The sequence below is a fragment of the Pseudomonas sp. KnCO4 genome (assembly GCF_045344305.1).
Taxonomy (GTDB): domain Bacteria; phylum Pseudomonadota; class Gammaproteobacteria; order Pseudomonadales; family Pseudomonadaceae; genus Aquipseudomonas; species Aquipseudomonas anuradhapurensis.
In genome coordinates, this window is sequence record NZ_CP174199.1 from 1,788,210 (window position 1) to 1,806,064 (window position 17,855).

General features: G+C 63.3%; 14 protein-coding genes. 9 read left to right on the top strand and 5 right to left on the bottom strand.

Annotated features, from left to right (window positions below):
* The first annotated feature begins 83 nt into the window (after positions 1-83).
* A complete protein-coding gene (gene yegS, locus ACJA3S_RS08315; RefSeq protein ID WP_406821456.1) occupies positions 84-971 on the top strand; it encodes a lipid kinase YegS in 888 nt (295 codons plus the stop codon).
* On the opposite strand, the gene ACJA3S_RS08320 is transcribed toward yegS, so the two are convergent.
* The 3 genes from ACJA3S_RS08320 to ACJA3S_RS08330 all read right to left on the bottom strand — a co-directional run bounded on the left by ACJA3S_RS08320 (position 955) and on the right by ACJA3S_RS08330 (position 3,367).
* Positions 955-1,614, bottom strand: coding sequence for a response regulator transcription factor (locus tag ACJA3S_RS08320; protein WP_170029081.1), 660 nt, complete (start codon positions 1,612-1,614; stop codon positions 955-957). The genes yegS and ACJA3S_RS08320 overlap by 17 nt on opposite strands.
* Positions 1,604-2,500, bottom strand: coding sequence for a sensor histidine kinase (locus ACJA3S_RS08325; protein ID WP_406821457.1), 897 nt, complete (start codon positions 2,498-2,500; stop codon positions 1,604-1,606). The genes ACJA3S_RS08320 and ACJA3S_RS08325 overlap by 11 nt, the downstream gene beginning before the upstream one ends.
* Before the next feature lie 354 nt (positions 2,501-2,854).
* On the bottom strand, positions 2,855-3,367 hold the full coding sequence (locus ACJA3S_RS08330) for a histidine kinase (RefSeq protein ID WP_406821458.1): 513 nt from the start codon (positions 3,365-3,367) through the stop codon (positions 2,855-2,857).
* A gap of 348 nt (positions 3,368-3,715) precedes the next feature.
* Here ACJA3S_RS08330 and ACJA3S_RS08335 point away from each other — a divergent pair, with 348 nt between their 5' ends.
* Positions 3,716-4,651: a chemotaxis protein CheV gene (locus tag ACJA3S_RS08335; RefSeq protein WP_170029084.1), complete on the top strand. Its 936-nt coding sequence runs from the start codon at positions 3,716-3,718 to the stop codon at positions 4,649-4,651.
* Between the two features lie 55 nt (positions 4,652-4,706).
* Entirely contained in the window at positions 4,707-5,510 is an 804-nt protein-coding gene (locus tag ACJA3S_RS08340) for an MOSC domain-containing protein (protein ID WP_406821459.1), read from the top strand.
* A gap of 66 nt (positions 5,511-5,576) precedes the next feature.
* Here the strand turns inward: ACJA3S_RS08340 and ACJA3S_RS08345 are convergent, their stop codons facing one another.
* Entirely contained in the window at positions 5,577-7,502 is a 1,926-nt protein-coding gene (locus ACJA3S_RS08345) for a transglycosylase SLT domain-containing protein (RefSeq protein ID WP_406821460.1), read from the bottom strand.
* A gap of 221 nt (positions 7,503-7,723) precedes the next feature.
* Here ACJA3S_RS08345 and ACJA3S_RS08350 point away from each other — a divergent pair, with 221 nt between their 5' ends.
* Positions 7,724-9,652 carry an ATP-binding cassette domain-containing protein gene (locus ACJA3S_RS08350; RefSeq protein WP_406821461.1) on the top strand — a complete coding sequence of 643 codons (1,929 nt, stop codon included), beginning with the start codon at positions 7,724-7,726 and terminating at the stop codon, positions 9,650-9,652.
* A 125-nt stretch (positions 9,653-9,777) separates the two neighbouring features.
* Here ACJA3S_RS08350 and ACJA3S_RS08355 read toward each other — a convergent pair whose 3' ends face one another.
* Positions 9,778-10,218, bottom strand: coding sequence for a universal stress protein (locus tag ACJA3S_RS08355; RefSeq protein WP_406821462.1), 441 nt, complete (start codon positions 10,216-10,218; stop codon positions 9,778-9,780).
* A 110-nt stretch (positions 10,219-10,328) separates the two neighbouring features.
* Here ACJA3S_RS08355 and ACJA3S_RS08360 point away from each other — a divergent pair, with 110 nt between their 5' ends.
* The 5 genes from ACJA3S_RS08360 to topA all read left to right on the top strand — a co-directional run bounded on the left by ACJA3S_RS08360 (position 10,329) and on the right by topA (position 17,801).
* The gene (locus tag ACJA3S_RS08360; protein ID WP_170029089.1) at positions 10,329-10,766 is read left to right on the top strand and encodes a hypothetical protein; all 438 of its coding nucleotides are present in this window, start codon (positions 10,329-10,331) and stop codon (positions 10,764-10,766) included.
* A gap of 641 nt (positions 10,767-11,407) precedes the next feature.
* Positions 11,408-13,555, top strand: a complete 2,148-nt coding sequence (gene fadB / locus ACJA3S_RS08365; protein WP_406821463.1) for a fatty acid oxidation complex subunit alpha FadB — start codon at positions 11,408-11,410, stop codon at positions 13,553-13,555.
* 31 nt (positions 13,556-13,586) lie between these two features.
* Positions 13,587-14,762: an acetyl-CoA C-acyltransferase FadA gene (gene fadA, locus ACJA3S_RS08370; protein WP_200626909.1), complete on the top strand. Its 1,176-nt coding sequence runs from the start codon at positions 13,587-13,589 to the stop codon at positions 14,760-14,762.
* 77 nt (positions 14,763-14,839) lie between these two features.
* Complete coding sequence (locus ACJA3S_RS08375) at positions 14,840-15,091, top strand: DUF1653 domain-containing protein (protein WP_406821464.1); 252 nt, start codon at positions 14,840-14,842, stop codon at positions 15,089-15,091.
* 100 nt (positions 15,092-15,191) lie between these two features.
* Positions 15,192-17,801 (top strand): type I DNA topoisomerase, encoded by a 2,610-nt coding sequence (topA, locus tag ACJA3S_RS08380; RefSeq protein WP_289130125.1) that lies wholly within the window; start codon positions 15,192-15,194, stop codon positions 17,799-17,801.
* Positions 17,802-17,855: the final 54 nt, after the last annotated feature.

Genomic DNA, 17,855 nt, shown 5'->3' on the forward strand with positions numbered 1-17,855 from the left:
CCGATCAATTGCCCAGCGGCATGCAACGATCCGGGGCTGGCGAGGGTCGAGATCTGGGTTGATCCATTCTAGGAGGCGCGCACATGCAAGGGCGCAAGGCAATGCTGATCCTGCACGGCAAGCAGGCGATGAACGAAGAGGTGCGCAGCGCCGTGCACGGCCTGCGCGACAGCGGCTGGGTGCTGGATGTGCGGGTTACCTGGGAGGCCGGTGACGCCCAGCGCCTGGTTACCGAAGCGCTGGCCGCCGGCTACAGCCATATCGTTGCAGGGGGTGGGGACGGCACGCTGCGCGATGTCGCCGAGGCCATGGGGCTGGCGGGTACCGAGGCCAGCCTGGCATTGCTGCCGCTGGGCACGGCCAACGACTTTGCCAAGGCCGCCGGCATCCCCCTGGAGGCCGCCACGGCGTTGGCCTTGCTCAACGTTCCTGCACAGCCGATAGACCTGGGGCAGGCCGGCGAGCAGTTGTTCCTCAACATGGCCACAGGCGGTTTTGGCAGCCAGGTTACGGCCAACACCTCCGAAGACCTGAAGAAAGTACTGGGCGCTGCCGCCTACCTGTTCACCGGGTTATCGCGCTTCAGCGAACTGCAGGCCGCTTCGGTGGCCTTGCAGGGGCCAGGTTTTCACTGGCAAGGGGACTTGCTGGCGCTGGGTATCGGCAATGGCCGCCAGGCCGGGGGCGGGCAGGTGCTGTGCCCCGAGGCGGTGGTCAACGACGGCTTGCTCGACATTGCCATCCTGCCGGCGCCCCAGGAAGTGGTCGGGACCTTGCGTGACCTGTTGGCCGGAGACGGCCTGTTTGTCCGGGCCAGGTTGCCCTGGGTCGAGATCAAGTGCTCACAGGGGCTGGACATCAACCTCGATGGCGAGCCGTTGCAGGCCGACAAACTGCGCTTCCAGGCCAGGGCTGCGGCACTGCGCCTGCACCTGCCAACCGGGTCGCCGTTGCTCAGTCGTCCAGGCTGATGATTTTCTCGCGCACAGCGAACAGCACCAGGCCAGCCACGTCATGGATCTGCAGGCGTTTCATGATTTGCGAACGGTGGGTTTCCACCGTCTTGATCGACAGGCCCAGGCCGCTGGCGATTTCCCGGGTCGATTTGCCACGCACGATCAGGCGCAGGATCTCCAGCTGCCGCGCGGTGAGGCTGTGGCGCTCGCCCGTGGCTTGCTTGCCCTGCCTGGTGTGCTGCAGCGCCTGGTTGATGACCGTGTGGGCGATGGCCGGGCTGAGGTAGCGTTCGCCGTTGCGCACTGCGGCCAGGGCCTGCTCCAGCTCGGTGGCGCTGGTGTCCTTGAGCAGGTAGCCGTGGGCGCCGCTTTCCAGGGCGCGCATGATCAGGTCCGGGTCGGTGTGCATCGACAGGATCAGCACCTTGCAGTTGTTGCCACTGGCGCGTAGCTGGGTAAGCGCATCCAGGCCGCTGGTCGAGCGCATGGAGATGTCCAGCAAGACGATATCCGGCGCCAGCATGCGCACCCGTTCCAGCAACTGGCTGCCATCGTCGGCTTCGCCGATAACGTCATAACCGGGGATGTCGCAGACCAGGGCGCGCACTCCGGCGCGGATCAGCGAATGGTCGTCTACCAACAGCAGTCTACAGGTCATGGGTGTCGCTATTCCTGGCGCGTTGCTGAGTGCGCGGCGGCCACGGGAACACCGCCTCGATGTGCGTGCCCTGGCCGGGCTGGCTGGTGATGTCGAGGCTGCCCTGCAGCGCGGTGACCCGCTCCAGCATGCCGGCCAGGCCGCGTTGGCCTGCCTCGGCCGGGTTTCTCGCCGGCACGAAGCCACGGCCGTCATCGCGGATCGACAGCGCCAGCCCTGCGGGGGTGCGTTGCAGGCCGATGACCAGGTTGCGTGCCTGGGCATGGCGCAGCATGTTGGTCACGGCTTCCTGGGTAATACGGAACACTGCCATGGTCACCGCCTCGTCAATGCCACCCAGGCGCTGGTTGCAGGCCAGGCTCCAGTGCACGTCGCTGTTGGCCAGGGTGCGCACCAGGTGCGCACGCAGGCTGGCTTCCAGGCCAAGGCTGGCGAGCTGCCGCGGGTTGAGCAGGGCCGACACGTTACGCACGTTGCCCAAGGTGTCATCCAGCGTGCTGCGCAGGGCCTCGCAGTGGCCCTGCAGCTCGTCAGGCATGCGTTTTTGCAGCCATTGCAACTGCAGCTTGGCGGCGGTGAGCAACTGGCCGATGTCGTCGTGCAGTTCGCGACCCAGGTGCTGGCGTTCGTCTTCCTGGACCTTGAGCATGCGCTCGGCCAGTTCCGCCGGGCGCAGGCTGATCGACCTTGCGCTCAGGCCCAGTTGCACGGCAGTGCCCAGGGTGGCGGCCAGCTGTAGCAGCAGCAGGCTGGTCGGGATCGCCTGGTTGCCCAGGTACAGCACCAGGTTGGCGACCAGCGACGCCACGCACAGCCCGACCGTTGCCCAGCGCAGCAGGGCAGCGCGGGAGTGGCAGCGCAAAGAAGTCTTCAAGCGTGGAAGCATAGGTAGGGAAGCCACTGAAGTATTGCTGATGAAGGGCCTTGCACAATGCTGGTCAGAAGCTTGGGCGCAGTTCTTTCGATGTGTTTTCGAACACATGAGCTTCCAACCTTTCACTAGGTTGCAAGCGTTTGTGGGGGCGCATATTACCACTTCGTACTGCCGCGGTCGCGGCTGGGTAGCGCTTTGAAACGCCGGCCGGTTGCGCCCTGCCGGCCAGCAAAGTGCCACCTGTCGAGGCGCGTGATAGGTAACTTGTGCGGCAATGACCCGACCTTGCTCCGGCAACTTCGGGCACCTTCCAGGCTCGACCATGGTGGGCTTCAATCAACGAGGCCAGTCGCACGTCGTGCCGGGTCAATAGGTGGTAGGCGATTGGCCGGGTTGTGTGCCGTCTGCCGCTTCACCATGCGGGTGGATGCACACGCTGCCTTGTTCGTCACAAGAAGTGCAGGTTCGGGCCAAGGGTTGCTGCACGACCTTGGCCAGTTCGCCCAGCAGCACCAGTTGCTCGCCGATGTCCAGGTTAAGCCGGCCTGTCAGGGGGTCGACCAGCTCCAGCTGCCAGGCGAGCAGGGTCAGGCATGCCTCCACGGCCGGCAGTGCTTCGCGCTGCAGGCAGCCGTCGTGGCAGGCCGGGGCGAGCAACTGTTGCAGGGCAGTGGTGTAATGGGCGACTTCGCGCAGGCCCAGGTGCGTAGCCTGGCGGGCGAGGTTATCGAGCGCGTTGTCCAGGCAGCGGCAGGCATCCGGGTCGTTTTCGATCAGTTCCAGATGCTGCAGGCACTCCTGCGCCTGGGTCAGCTGTACCTGAGCGTCCAGTAGAAACCGCTGCAGCGCATCGTCGAACGATAAGGCACTGTCCTTCATGATGCCCCCGCGCGTAAGGCAGGCGCAGAGGACGGGCACGCCGATACGATAGCTAGCAAAAGCCTGACTCCATTCATGCAATGAGAATGGCGTCACATTAATGGCTAAAGGATAGCGCGAACATCAGGTTGCACCCGATTGCCGCTAAGGGTTTCCCTGATCCGTGCCTCAGGTAGGGAACTTTTTGCCGTGCTGTCGATTTGCTCGGCGGTACCCGCAGTAAAGCATGATGTTAAAGTGATATCAATTGTTTCGGCGCTTTTTCCGGCAAGGGTCAAGCTGGGCGCGAAGCCGCCGATACAAGGTGGATGATCTCAATTTTTTCGACTCAAGCCTGGGGGTTTTCCAATGGCTGGCATTCTCGACACGGTAGACCAACGCACGCAACTGGTGGGTGAGAACCGCCTGGAAATCCTGATGTTTCGCCTGGCTGGTCGCCAGCTGTTCGCGATCAACGTGTTCAAGGTCCAGGAAGTGCTCCAGTTGCCCAAGCTGACCCTGATGCCCCAGCGCCACGCCTTCGTCTGCGGGGTGGTCAACTTGCGTGGCCAGACCCTGCCAGTGATCGACCTGTCCCAGGCGATCGGCATGCGCCCGCTGCAGCCGGGGCCTGACAGCACCATCATCGTGACTGAGTACAACCGTTCGGTGCAGGCCTTCCTGGTGGGCGGCGTAGACCGCATCGTCAACATGAACTGGGAAGCGATCATGCCGCCGCCGACCAGCGCCGGGCGCCAGCATTACCTGACCGCCATCACCAAGGTGGATGACAAGCTGGTCGAAGTGATCGACGTGGAGAAGGTGCTGGCCGAGATCGTGCCGTACAACGCCCGGGTTTCCGGCGACAAGCTCGCTGACCCGGTGCTGGCGCGGGCGCGTGGCCGCGAGGTGCTGCTGGTGGATGACTCCAGCGTGGCCCTGGCACAGTTGCGCGACACCCTGTCGCAGCTGGGGGTGAAACTGCACGTGGCCAGTGACGGGCTGAAGGCGTTGCGCCTGCTCAAGGGCTGGGCCGATGCCGGCGAGGATGTCTGCAAAAAGCTGCTGATGGTGTTTACCGACGCCGAGATGCCGGAAATGGACGGCTACCGGCTGACCACCGAGATTCGTGGTGATGCCCGTTTGCGCCAGCTTTACGTGGTGCTGCATACCTCGCTGTCGGGCAGCTTCAACGAGTCGATGGTGAAAAAAGTCGGCTGCGACAACTTCCTGTCCAAGTTCCAGCCTGATCGCCTTGTCGATGTGGTCAAGCAACGCCTGTTGCTGGATGCCGCTACTGCGTGATCCAGGCCCCTGTCGGGTATAAGCTTGGCGTTTTGCATGACGCGAGGCGGCAGGGATGTTTCTCAGTGAGCTGTATCGGTACCCGGTGAAGTCGGGGCAGGCGCAACGCCTGCAGGCTTCAGCGGTGGGATTGTTGGGGTTGCAGGGTGATCGGCGCTGGATGGTGGTGGAGGAGGAGAACGGACGCTTCCTCACTCAACGTGCCTGGCCGCAGCTTGGCCAGCTCCGCGCCAGCGAAGACGACAGCGGCCAGTTGCTGCTGCAGGCGCCGGGGCAGGCTGCGTTGCGGGTGTCGGTGCCAGCGGCCGATGACGCACTGCGGGGCGTGACCATCTGGCGCGATACCTTGCGCGTGCCGGATGCCGGTGATGCGGCGGCGGCCTGGCTGAGCGAGCTGTTGGGCAAGCCCGTACGCCTGGTGCATTGCCCCGAACAGCGCGCGCGCTACCTGCCCAATGGCTATGGCTTGAACAGTGACCGGGCGGCGTTTCCGGACGGTTTTCCGTTGTTGCTGATCGGCCAGGGCTCGCTGGACGAACTCAACCGGCGGATCGGCCGGCCGATGGAGATGCTGCGCTTTCGCCCCAACCTGGTGGTGCAAGGCGCGGCGCCGTTTGCCGAGGATGGCTGGAAGCGGATTCGCATCGGCAGCCTGGAGTTCCGCGTGCTCAAGCCCAGTGTGCGCTGCATCTTCACCACCATTGACCCGGCGACTGGCGAACGCAGTGCCGACCGCGAGCCGATGGCCACGCTCAGGACCTTCCGCGAAAAGGAGGGGGATGTGTTGTTCGGGCAGAACCTGGCGGTGGATGGCGGTGGGCAGCTTGAAGTCGGGATGGAAGTCGAAATCCTGGAATGACCGGTTGCCTGCACTGGCTTCTTGGCGGGGTGGCCCACCAAGAGGCCAGTGCAGTTTCAGCGCCCCTTACATGTCGTCAAAGTAGCGCTCATGCCAATCCACCAACGGCTGCGGCGAGTTGAGCTTCTGCCCGTAGATCACCGAATACGACAGCACGTTCTGCACATACTGGCGGGTTTCGTCGAACGGAATGGACTCTACCCACACATCGAAGCTCAGGTGCTTGGCACCTTTGAGCCACTGCCGCACGCGCCCTGGCCCGGCGTTGTAGGCCGCCGAAGCGAGTACCCGGTTGCCGTTGAACTGGCTGTGCACCTGGCTCAGATAGGCGGCGCCGAGCTGGATATTCTTGTCCGGGTTGAGCACCTGTGCCGGCGACGCCAGGGGAATACTGAACTTGCGCGCGGTTTCCTTGGCGGTGGAGGGCATCAGCTGCATCAGGCCGCTGGCGCCCACCGGGGAGCGGGCATCCTCCATGAAGGCACTCTCCTGGCGGGTAATGGCGAATACCCAGCTCGAGTGCAGGCCGCGAACCTTGGCTTCACGCACCAGGGTGTCGCGGTGGGCCATCGGGAAGCGGATGTCCAGGTCGTCCCAGTACTGTGCCTGGCTAATGGTACGAATGGCCGGGAAGTACCAGCGCAGGTCGTAGCCCAGGCGCGCCTGGGCGACCATTTCGTCACGGTTGAAGTGGCGGCTGACGTGGTACCACTCGCGGCGCCCTTCGACGATCTGGCCGCGGGCATGGAACTCCAGTGCGCGGCGGATGCCCGGGGTGTTGCGCACCTTGTTGACCAGTTGCGGGCTCAGCACCAGCGGCTTGTTGTTCAGCTGGTAAGGGGTCTGTGCCCGGTCGGCGGCGAGGAAGCCGTAGAAGTCACGCTCGCGCGCCACGTTCTTGTACAGCAACGGCACTTGCGGGTTGTTCGGCTGCGCCAGCTCCAGGCTGCGGGCTTGCCAGTACTTCCAGCGGCTGCTGCTGGCCAGGTCCTGCGGCAAGCGCTTGGTCAGCTCGTAGGCGTCCTCCCAGCGGCCCAGGCGCAGCAGTAGGCGCAGGCGCCATTCGCTGACGGTGTTATCGCGCAGCTCCGGGTCGTAGCGGGTCATCAGGTCGAGTGCGCGCGGGTCGTAGCGACGGGCCAGGGTCAGGCCGATCTCACGGGCGATCGCCACCTTCTCGTCGCGGGAAAAATGCATGCGCTGGGCGTAGTCGTCGAGCAGCGCCATGGCCCGTTCCGGGTCTTGCCGGGCCAGGCGACGCAGGCCGAGGCTGACCACGTCGGACATGGCTTCGTTGGCCGGGGTGAAGCGCGCCGGCTGATTGAGCAGTTCGGGCTTTTGCGCCACGTCGACCAGCAGGCGCCCTTGCGGGCCAAGGGTGGTCAGGGTCTGGACCAGGTTGTTGGCCAGGCTGTAGTTGCGCGCCTGGGCCGCCAGCTTGGTGCGTTGCCAGCGCTTGGCCTCGGTCAGCTGGCCTTCGGCTGCCCACATGGCGAACAGCGTGTCGCAGGTGGCCGGCTGCGACTTGCCGACGTTCCATAGCTTGTCGGCGGTGGCGTAGCCCTCGGCACGCAGGCCATGGCTGAGCTGGTACTGGCCGTTGAGGCAGTCCAGCTCGGTGAAGTTGAGCTTGGGGTCGTAGTACTTGACGAAGGTATCCCAGTCGCCGCGTTCGGCCAGCCAGCGCAGCCAGCGCAGCTTCATCCAGTTGGCCTGGGGCAGGTCGCCATGCTTGGCGAGGAAGGCTTCGATTTCCTGGTTGCTGGCGCTTTTCAGGCGCGCAGTGAGTTCGTCGTAGGCCAGGTAGGGCGTCAGCGGGTAGTCGCTGAGGGCCTGGGCATAGCGCAGGTACGGGCCCTTGTCGCCCTTGGCCAGCGCGCGCTTGGCCTCGTCATAGTATTGGCGTTGCAGGGTAAGGTCGGCGGCCTGCGCCGCGCCGGTGGCGGCGGTGAGCAGCAGGCAGGATGCAATGTGTAACAGGCGGCTGCGCATGATACGTCCGGGCAGTTGAACCATGGGGAAGTGACGGCGGAGCCAGCACTGTTGGAAGCTATGGCCTTAGCTTAGCCGTTTGCCGGCGGCGGGTGAAAGCACTGTGCTTGTATCGGGATATTAAGTTCGACCAGATGTCGCCCAACCCTGGTCCGCCGGCCAGGCAGATGCCGTCCGGGGCCAAGTCAGGTAGAATGCGCGCCCGATTTATGGAGACCAACATGACCCTGCTCAAATTCAGCGATGTGTCCCTCGCATTCGGCGCCATGCCGCTGCTGGACCACGTGTCCTGGCAGATCGCTCGTGGCGAGCGGGTGTGCATCATCGGCCGCAACGGCACCGGCAAGTCGAGCATGCTGCGCCTGGTCAAGGGCGAGCAGAAGGGCGACGATGGCGAGATCTGGCGTGCCCCGGGGCTGAAGATCGGCGAACTGCCGCAGGAGCTGCCGGTGGCCGACGCGCGCACGGTATTCGACGTGGTGGCCGCCGGCCTGGATGGCGTCGGCGAGTTGCTGGCGCAGTTCCATCACCTGAGCCTGAATATCCAGGGCGATGAAGACCTGGAAAAACTCATGCACGTGCAGCACGAGCTGGAAGCCCGTGACGGCTGGCGCCTGCAGCAGGTGGTAGAAAGCACCCTCAGCCGCCTGCAGCTGCCGGCCGACAAGACCCTGGCCGAGCTGTCCGGTGGCTGGCGCCGCCGTGTGCTGCTGGCCCAGGCGCTGGTATCGGAACCCGACCTGCTGCTGCTCGACGAGCCGACCAACCACCTGGACATCGGTGCCATCGCCTGGCTCGAAGAGGCCCTGCGCGGCTTCAACGGCGCGGTGCTGTTCATTACCCACGACCGGTCCTTCCTGCAGAACCTGGCCACCCGCATCCTCGAACTGGACCGTGGCGGCCTGATCGACTGGAACGGCGACTATGCCAGCTTCCTGGTGCACAAGGAGGCCGCGCTGGCCGCCGAGGAAACCGCCAACGCGCTGTTCGACAAGCGCCTGGCCCAGGAAGAGGTATGGATCCGCCAGGGCATCAAGGCCCGCCGTACGCGCAACGAAGGCCGTGTACGTGCGCTGAAGGCGCTGCGTGTGGAGCGCAGCGAACGCCGCGAGCGCCAGGGCAAGGCCAACATCCAGATCGAGGCGGCGGAAAAGTCCGGCAAGCAGGTGATGGTGCTGGAGAACGTCAGCTTCCATCACCCGGACGGGCCGATGCTGGTGAAGGATTTTTCCATGGTCCTGCAGCGCGAGGACCGCATCGGCCTGCTGGGGGCCAACGGTACCGGCAAGACCACCTTGCTCAAGCTGATGCTCGGCGACTTGCAGCCGACCTCGGGCAAGGTCGAGCGCGGGACCAAGCTGGAAGTGGCCTACTTCGACCAGATGCGCCACCAGCTGGACCTGGAAAAGACGGTGATCGACAACCTGGCCGAAGGCCGCGACTTCATCGAGATCGATGGCCAGAACCGCCACGTGCTGAGCTACCTGGGCGACTTCCTGTTCAGCCCGCAGCGTGCCCGTACGCCGGTCAAGGCACTGTCCGGGGGTGAACGTGCCCGGCTGTTGCTGGCCAAGTTGTTCAGCAAGCCGGCCAACCTGCTGGTGCTGGACGAACCGACCAACGACCTGGACGTGGAAACCCTCGAGCTGCTCGAAGAGGTGCTGTCCAACTACAAGGGTACCGTGCTGATGGTCAGCCACGACCGGGCCTTCCTTGACAACGTGGTCACCAGCACCCTGGTGTTCGAGGGTGAGGGCAAGGTGCGCGAGTACGTCGGGGGCTATGAGGACTGGATCCGCCAGGGTGGTTCGCCGAAGCTGCTGGGCGTGACCGAGAGCAAGGGCGGCAAGTCCGAGCTCAACAGCGCGGTGGTCGAGAAGGTCGAGGCCAAGCCTGCACCGGCGCCGGTTGCCGCGGCGGCCGATGCCTCGAAGAAGAAGCTCAGCTACAAGCTGCAGCGCGAGCTGGAGATGCTGCCTGGGCAGATCGACGAACTGGAGCAGCGCATGGCCGAAGCTCAGGAAGAGGTGAATGCGGCGGGCTTCTATCAGCGGCCGATTGCAGAAACCTCGGCAGTGCTGGCGAAGATCGAGAAGCTGCAGGCCGAGCTGGATGTGCTGGTCGAGCGCTGGGCCGAGCTGGAAGGCTGATCGGCGTCAGCCTGGGCCGGCCCCTTCGCGGGCTTGCCCGCTCCCACAGGGACTGCACAGAGCTGAAAATCTGTGGAGGACCTGTGGGAGCGGGCAAGCCCGCAAAAGGGCCGGTACAGGTCAAATCATTCTTTTTTCTGCAGCCTTACCGCCAGCACATCGCACGGCGCGCCATGCAGCACATCATTGGCCGTGGAACCCAGCAGCAACGCCAGGCCATGGCGGCCGTGGCTGCCGACCACGATCAGGTCGCACTTTTGGTCCTTGGCCAGCTGGTGGATTTCCTGGCGCGGCTGGCCATAGGTCAGGTGCGAGTCGCCGCGGTGGATGTTTGGGTACTTGTTGAACAGCCGCTCCATGCGCTCCTTGGCCTGGTCGAACTGCTGCTGTTGCAGTTGCGACAGGTCCATGGGGACGTCGCCGCCGAACGCCATGGCCATCGGCTCGACGATATGTACCAGTGAAACCTTGGCATTTGACGGTGCCGCCAGCGCCATGGCGCGCTTGATCACCGGGTCGCATTCTTCGGTCAGGTCGACGGCGACCAGAAGATGTTCGTATTGCATGAGCGGAACTCCTGACAATCGCGATAGAAGAAGTATGGTCGCTTTCGGGCGGGTCTTCCGTGAAAAATGGCTAACCGGCTCATTTGCAACGTTTTATGGGAACTACTGATATGACGGTATTGCTGGTGGTGTCAATCCTTGCGCTGATTCTCAGCCCGCTTTCCTGGTTGCGCACCTCGCGCAAGCAGAGCGAGCAGATGAAGCTGCGCCTGGAGGCGCGGCGCATGGGCCTGGCCATGCAGTTGGCGCCGCAGCAGTGGCCGCACTGGCTGGAAAGGCCAGCGCCAAGCCCGTGCCCGCAATACCATCGGGCGCGCCGTCGCGGGCATGAGGACAGCTTCAGCTTCTGGCAAATCAGCCCGGGGGTGTGGTGGAACCAGTGGCGCGAGCCCTGTGAAGACCCACGGTTCATGGAGCCCTTGGCACGCTTGCCCGCGAGCGTCTACAAGGTCGAAGCCGATGCGCGGATGATTGCCCTGTACTGGACCGAGCGAGGCGATACGGCTGTGTTGCAGGATGTTGCCTACGTCCTCGAAACGCTGGCCTGAGGCCTGTCTTGCACGGGCCCTGCAGGAGCGGCCTTGTGTCGCGATGGGGCGCAGAGCGGCCCCGGCAATTTCAGCTGTAACGCAAAAAAACCGGGGCCGCTGCGCGCCCCATCGCGACACAAGGCCGCTCCTACAAGGCTAGGCGGCGCTTTTTCAACCTCTGTAACGACAAAGCGGCGGCTTGGCATACCCCTGAAGGGATAGGGTGCCAAGTCGCCGCTTTGCGTTCTGCCGCGCAGAAAAGGCCAGGCAGGCCGGGTATTCATCAAGCAAGTGGCAGTGTAGCCGCCAGGCATTGTCGCGCAAGCGGAAAAACACCGCACTTCAGCGTCGCCTATGGTCAATCGCTGACATGAATGGTCAGCGATCACTGTCATCATGTTTTGTACCTGAGCGATACAAAATGACTGGAAAGTCGCGTTTTCACCCGGCTCGTGAGCATTTGACAACGCCGATCTTTTCGGAGAATGTGTGCACACCCAAATCAAACGGGCGTATGAATTGAGCGTTTGTATGTCAGCGCGCCAAGCCATACTTCCGAATAGCGCGCTGACGGGTGTGCCTGGGGCAGGGCAGCTAGGCCTGCTTTTGCTGCAGCGATCGGCGTGTACGTTCAGCTTCCATATCGTGGAGATCAGTTGATGATTTACGAAGGTAAAGCCATCACGGTTAAGGCTCTTGAAAGTGGCATCGTCGAGCTCAAGTTCGACCTCAAGGGTGAGTCCGTCAACAAGTTCAACCGCCTTACCCTGAACGAGCTGCGCCAGGCCGTCGATGCCATCCAGGCCGACGCCTCGGTCAAGGGCGTGATCGTCAGCAGTGGCAAGGACGTGTTCATCGTCGGCGCCGACATCACCGAGTTCGTCGACAACTTCAAGCTGCCCGAGGCCGAACTGGTCGCCGGCAACCTGGAAGCCAACCGCATTTTCAACGCCTTCGAAGACCTCGAAGTGCCGACCGTGGCCGCCATCAACGGCATCGCCCTGGGCGGTGGCCTGGAAATGTGCCTGGCCGCCGACTACCGGGTCATGTCCAGCAGCGCCAAGATCGGCCTGCCGGAAGTCAAGCTGGGTATCTACCCGGGCTTCGGCGGCACCGTGCGCCTGCCGCGCCTGATCGGTCCGGACAATGCCATCGAGTGGATCGCCGCCGGCAAGGAAAACCGTGCCGAAGACGCCCTGAAAGTCGGGGCTGTGGATGCCGTGGTTGCGCCTGAACTGCTGATGGCCGGTGCCCTCGACCTGATCAAGCGCGCCATCAGCGGTGAGCTGGACTACAAGGCCAAGCGCCAGCCCAAGCTGGAAAAGCTCAAGCTCAACGCCATCGAGCAGATGATGGCCTTCGAGACCGCCAAGGGCTTCGTCGCTGGCCAGGCCGGCCCGAACTACCCGGCACCGGTCGAAGCCATCAAGACCATCCAGAAGGCCGCCAACTTCGGCCGTGACAAAGCCCTGGAAGTGGAAGCGGCAGGCTTTGCCAAGCTGGCCAGGACCTCGGTTGCCGAAAGCCTGGTCGGCCTGTTCCTGAACGACCAGGAACTCAAGCGCAAGGCCAAGGCCCACGACGAAATCGCCCGCGACGTGAAGCAGGCGGCCGTGCTCGGCGCCGGTATCATGGGCGGCGGTATCGCCTACCAGTCGGCGGTCAAGGGCACCCCGATCCTGATGAAGGACATCCGCGAAGAAGCCATCCAGCTGGGCCTGAACGAGGCAGCCAAGCTGCTTGGCAACCGCGTCGAGAAGGGCCGCCTGACCGCGGCCAAGATGGCCGAGGCGCTCAACGCCATTCGCCCGACCCTGTCCTATGGCGATTTCGCCAATGTCGACATCGTCGTCGAGGCGGTGGTCGAGAACCCGAAGGTCAAGCAGGCCGTGCTGGCCGAGGTCGAAGGCCAGGTGAAGGACGATGCGATCCTCGCCTCGAACACCTCGACCATTTCCATCAACCTGCTGGCCAAGGCGCTCAAGCGCCCGGAAAACTTCGTCGGCATGCACTTCTTCAACCCGGTGCACATGATGCCGCTGGTGGAAGTCATCCGTGGCGAGAAGTCCAGTGACGTGGCGGTCGCCACCACCGTGGCCTACGCCAAGAAAATGGGCAAGAACCCGATCGTGGTCAACGACTGCCCGGGCTTCCTGGTCAACCGCGTGCTGTTCCCGTACTTCGGCGGTTTTGCCAAGCTGGTCAGTGCCGGCGTCGACTTCGTGCGTATCGACAAGGTCATGGAAAAGTTCGGCTGGCCGATGGGCCCGGCGTACCTGATGGACGTGGTCGGCATCGACACCGGCCACCACGGCCGCGACGTGATGGCCGAAGGCTTCCCGGACCGCATGAAGGATGAGCGTCGCTCGGCCGTCGATGCCCTGTACGAGGCCAACCGCCTGGGCCAGAAGAATGGCAAAGGCTTCTACGCCTACGAAACCGACAAGCGCGGCAAGCCGAAGAAGGTCGCCGACGCCAGCGTGCTCGACGTGCTCAAGCCGATCGTCTTCGAACAGCGTGAAGTCACCGACGAAGACATCATCAACTGGATGATGATCCCGCTGTGCCTGGAGACTGTGCGCTGCCTGGAGGACGGCATCGTCGAAACCGCTGCCGAAGCCGACATGGGCCTGGTCTATGGCATTGGCTTCCCTCCCTTCCGCGGTGGCGCGCTGCGCTACATCGACTCGATCGGTGTGGCCGAATTCGTTGCCCTGGCCGATCAGTACGCCGACCTGGGGCCGCTGTACCACCCGACCGCCAAGCTGCGTGAAATGGCCAAGAACGGCCAGCGCTTCTTCAACTGAGCGGTCAACCAGCTAGAGCGAGAGATTTGATATGAGCCTGAATCCAAGAGACGTGGTGATTGTCGACTTCGGTCGCACGCCAATGGGCCGCTCCAAGGGTGGCATGCACCGCAATACCCGCGCCGAAGACATGTCGGCGCACCTGATCAGCAAGCTGCTGGAACGCAACGACAAGGTCGACCCGAAAGAGGTCGAGGACGTGATCTGGGGCTGCGTCAACCAGACCCTGGAGCAGGGCTGGAACATCGCCCGCATGGCCTCGCTGATGACCCAGATCCCGCACACCTCCGCAGCGCAGACCGTCAGCCGCCTGTGCGGCTCGTCGATGAGTGCGCTGCACACTGCCGCCCAGGCCATCATGACCGGTAATGGTGATGTGTTCGTGGTCGGTGGCGTGGAGCACATGGGCCACGTCAGCATGATGCATGGCGTGGATCCCAATCCGCACCTGTCCCTGCACGCCGCCAAGGCCTCCGGGATGATGGGCCTGACCGCGGAAATGCTCGGCAAGATGCATGGCATTACCCGCGAGCAGCAGGACCTGTTCGGCCTGCGTTCGCACCAGCTGGCCCACAAGGCCACGGTCGAAGGCAAGTTCAAGGACGAAATCATCCCGATGCAGGGCTATGACGAGAACGGCTTCCTGAAGGTATTCGACTTCGACGAAACCATTCGCCCGGAAACCACCCTCGAAGGCCTGGCCTCGCTCAAGCCGGCGTTCAACCCCAAGGGCGGTACCGTCACTGCCGGTACCTCGTCGCAGATCACCGACGGTGCCTCGTGCATGATCGTCATGTCCGGCCAGCGCGCCATGGACCTGGGCATCCAGCCGTTGGCCGTCATCCGTGCCATGGCAGTGGCCGGTGTCGACCCGGCGATCATGGGCTACGGCCCGGTGCCATCGACCCAGAAAGCCCTCAAGCGTGCTGGCCTGAGCATGGCCGACATCGACTTCATCGAGCTCAACGAAGCCTTCGCTGCGCAGGCCCTGCCAGTGCTGAAAGATCTGAAAGTGCTCGACAAGATGGATGAGAAGGTTAACCTGCACGGCGGCGCCATTGCCTTGGGCCACCCGTTCGGTTGCTCCGGGGCACGGATTTCCGGCACCCTGCTCAACGTCATGAAGCAGAATGGCGGTACCCTGGGGGTGGCGACCATGTGTGTCGGCCTCGGCCAAGGCATCACCACTGTCTTCGAACGCGTCTGATCGCGTTGGTGGACAGCGACCGGGGCCTTGTGCCCCGGTTTTGTTTTTTTCAAGGTTTTTTCAAGAGGGTGGGCAACATGCAGATACAACCAGGCGTATACCGGCATTACAAAGGGCCTGAGTACCGTGTCTTCAGTGTTGCACGGCACTCCGAAAGCGAAGAGTGGATGGTCTTCTACCAATGCCTGTATGGTGATTACAGCTTCTGGGTACGGCCACTTTCGATGTTCCAGGAGTCCGTCGAGGTTGACGGCGAGCAGGTGCCACGCTTTGCTTTGGTCAAGGCCGAAGAGGGGGTGTCCGGGCTGCTGGGCAAGTCGCAAGCGTGATAGTCCGAACTTGACCTCGCACTTTTGCCACTATATATAGCGGTGCCGCGTCTGGCACCTGACGCGTTTTTTATCTTCAGATTCAGGAATACTCCGATCCATGGGCAAATCGCTGGTCATTGTGGAATCCCCGGCCAAGGCCAAGACCATCAACAAGTACCTGGGCAACCAGTACGTGGTGAAGTCGAGTATCGGCCATATCCGAGACCTCCCCACCAGCGGTTCGGCCAGCGCCAGCAAAGAGCCGGCCGCCAAGCGTGGCAAGGCCGCGGGTGAGGCTCCGGCGCTGTCGCCGAAGGAAAAGGCCCGTCGCCAGCTGGTCGCACGCATGGGCGTCGACCCCGACCACGGCTGGAAGGCCAAGTACGAGATCCTGCCCGGCAAGGAAAAGGTGATCGAAGAGCTGCGCCGCCTGGCCAAGGATGCCGACACCATCTATCTCGCAACCGACTTGGACCGCGAAGGGGAAGCCATTGCCTGGCACCTGCGCGAGGCCATCGGCGGCGACGACAGCCGCTACAAGCGCGTGGTGTTCAACGAAATTACCAAGAAGGCCATCCAGGATGCCTTCTCGCAGCCGGGCGAGCTGGATATCGACCGGGTCAATGCCCAGCAGGCGCGGCGCTTCCTCGACCGTGTGGTCGGCTACATGGTTTCGCCACTGCTGTGGGCCAAGATTGCCCGCGGCCTGTCCGCCGGCCGTGTACAGTCGGTGGCGGTGAAGCTGGTGGTGGAGCGCGAGCGCGAAATCCGCGCGTTCATCCCTGAAGAGTACTGGGAAATCCACGCCGACCTCGGCACCGCCAAGAACGCCAAGGTGCGCTTCGAAGTGGCGCGCGAAAAGGGCGAGGCCTTCAAGCCGCTGAACGAAGCGCAGGCCATGGCTGCGCTGGAAAAGCTCAAGGCTTCCAGCTACAGCGTGGTCAAGCGCGAAGACCGCCCGACCAGCAGCAAGCCGTCGGCGCCGTTCATCACCTCCACCTTGCAGCAAGCCGCCAGCAACCGCCTGGGCTTCGGGGTGAAGAAAACCATGATGATGGCCCAGCGCTTGTACGAAGCCGGCTACATCACCTACATGCGTACCGACTCGACCAACCTGTCGGCCGACGCCCTGGACATGGCACGCAGCTACATCGAGCGTGAATTCGGCAAGCAGTACCTGCCGGATGCGCCGCTGGTGTATGGCAGCAAGGAGGGCGCCCAGGAGGCGCACGAAGCGATTCGTCCTTCCGACGTCAACACCCACCCGACCAAGCTCAGTGGCATGGAGCGTGACGCCGAGCGCCTGTACGAGCTGATCTGGCGTCAGTTCCTGGCCTGCCAGATGCCGCCGGCGCAATACCTGTCCACCAGCGTCACCGTGGCTGCTGGCGACTTCGAGCTGCGGGCCAAGGGCCGTATCCTCAAGTTCGACGGTTACACCCGTGTGCTGCCGCAGCAGAGCAAGCCGGGCGAAGACGATGTGTTGCCGGAGATGGTCCAGGGTGAAGCGCTGAAGCTGATCCAGATCGACCCGAGCCAGCATTTCACCAAGCCACCGGCGCGCTTCACCGAAGCCAGCCTGGTCAAGGAAATGGAGAAACGCGGCATCGGCCGTCCGTCGACCTACGCGGCGATCATCTCGACCATCCAGGACCGTGGCTATGTGACCCTGCACAACCGCCGCTTCTACTCGGAAAAGATGGGCGACATCGTCACCGAGCGCCTGTCCGAGAGCTTCTCCAACCTGATGGACTACGGTTTTACCGCCGACATGGAAGAGAACCTCGACGACGTGGCCCAGGGTGAGCGTGACTGGAAGAACGTGCTCGACGAGTTCTATGGCGACTTCAGCAAGAAGCTGCAGACTGCCGAGTCCAGCGAAGACGGCATGCGCGCCAACCAGCCGACCATGACCAACATTCCGTGCAAGGAATGTGGCCGCCCGATGATGATTCGTACTGCCTCGACCGGCGTGTTCCTCGGCTGCTCGGGCTACAGCCTGCCGCCGAAAGAGCGCTGCAAGGCTACCGTGAACCTGGTGCCGGGCGATGAGATTGCTGCTGACGACGAGGGCGAATCGGAATCCCGTGTGCTGCTGGGCAAGCACCGCTGCCCGATCTGCGCCACGGCGATGGATGCCTACCTGCTGGACGAGAAGCACAAGCTGCACATCTGCGGTAACAATCCGGATTGCGCTGGCTATGAGATCGAAGAAGGCAACTATCGCATCAAGGGCTACGAAGGGCCGAGCCTGGAGTGTGACAAGTGCGGCAGCGAGATGCAGTTGAAGACGGGCCGCTTCGGCAAGTTCTTCGGTTGCACCAACCCGGCCTGCAAGAACACCCGCAAGCTGCTCAAGAGCGGCGAGGCAGCGCCACCGAAGATGGACAAGGTGGATATGCCAGAGCTCAAGTGCGAGAAGGTCGACGACACCTACGTGCTGCGTGATGGCGCTTCAGGGCTGTTCCTGGCTGCCAGCCAGTTCCCCAAGAACCGTGAGACGCGTGCGCCGCTGGTACTGGAGATCGTGCCGCACAAGCACGAGATCGATCCGAAGTACCATTTCCTGTGCGATGCGCCACAGAAGGACCCGGACGGTCGGCCTGCGGTGATCCGCTACAGCCGCAAGACCAAGGAGCAGTACGTGCAGTCCGAAGTCGACGGCAAGCCGACCGGCTGGAAGGCGTTCTACGACGGCAATGCGTGGAAGGTTGAAGACAAGCGCTGATTCGTCAGTGCCGTGATTGGGGCCGCTTTGCGGCCCCAATCATTTATGATGCAG

Coding starts and splice junctions, on each gene's coding strand:
- yegS (WP_406821456.1), top strand. CDS start 84: ATGCAAGGGCGCAAGGCAATGCTGATCCTGCACGGCAAGCAGGCGATG.
- ACJA3S_RS08320 (WP_170029081.1), bottom strand. CDS start 1,614: ATGACCTGTAGACTGCTGTTGGTAGACGACCATTCGCTGATCCGCGCC.
- ACJA3S_RS08325 (WP_406821457.1), bottom strand. CDS start 2,500: ATGCTTCCACGCTTGAAGACTTCTTTGCGCTGCCACTCCCGCGCTGCC.
- ACJA3S_RS08330 (WP_406821458.1), bottom strand. CDS start 3,367: ATGAAGGACAGTGCCTTATCGTTCGACGATGCGCTGCAGCGGTTTCTA.
- ACJA3S_RS08335 (WP_170029084.1), top strand. CDS start 3,716: ATGGCTGGCATTCTCGACACGGTAGACCAACGCACGCAACTGGTGGGT.
- ACJA3S_RS08340 (WP_406821459.1), top strand. CDS start 4,707: ATGTTTCTCAGTGAGCTGTATCGGTACCCGGTGAAGTCGGGGCAGGCG.
- ACJA3S_RS08345 (WP_406821460.1), bottom strand. CDS start 7,502: ATGCGCAGCCGCCTGTTACACATTGCATCCTGCCTGCTGCTCACCGCC.
- ACJA3S_RS08350 (WP_406821461.1), top strand. CDS start 7,724: ATGACCCTGCTCAAATTCAGCGATGTGTCCCTCGCATTCGGCGCCATG.
- ACJA3S_RS08355 (WP_406821462.1), bottom strand. CDS start 10,218: ATGCAATACGAACATCTTCTGGTCGCCGTCGACCTGACCGAAGAATGC.
- ACJA3S_RS08360 (WP_170029089.1), top strand. CDS start 10,329: ATGACGGTATTGCTGGTGGTGTCAATCCTTGCGCTGATTCTCAGCCCG.
- fadB (WP_406821463.1), top strand. CDS start 11,408: ATGATTTACGAAGGTAAAGCCATCACGGTTAAGGCTCTTGAAAGTGGC.
- fadA (WP_200626909.1), top strand. CDS start 13,587: ATGAGCCTGAATCCAAGAGACGTGGTGATTGTCGACTTCGGTCGCACG.
- ACJA3S_RS08375 (WP_406821464.1), top strand. CDS start 14,840: ATGCAGATACAACCAGGCGTATACCGGCATTACAAAGGGCCTGAGTAC.
- topA (WP_289130125.1), top strand. CDS start 15,192: ATGGGCAAATCGCTGGTCATTGTGGAATCCCCGGCCAAGGCCAAGACC.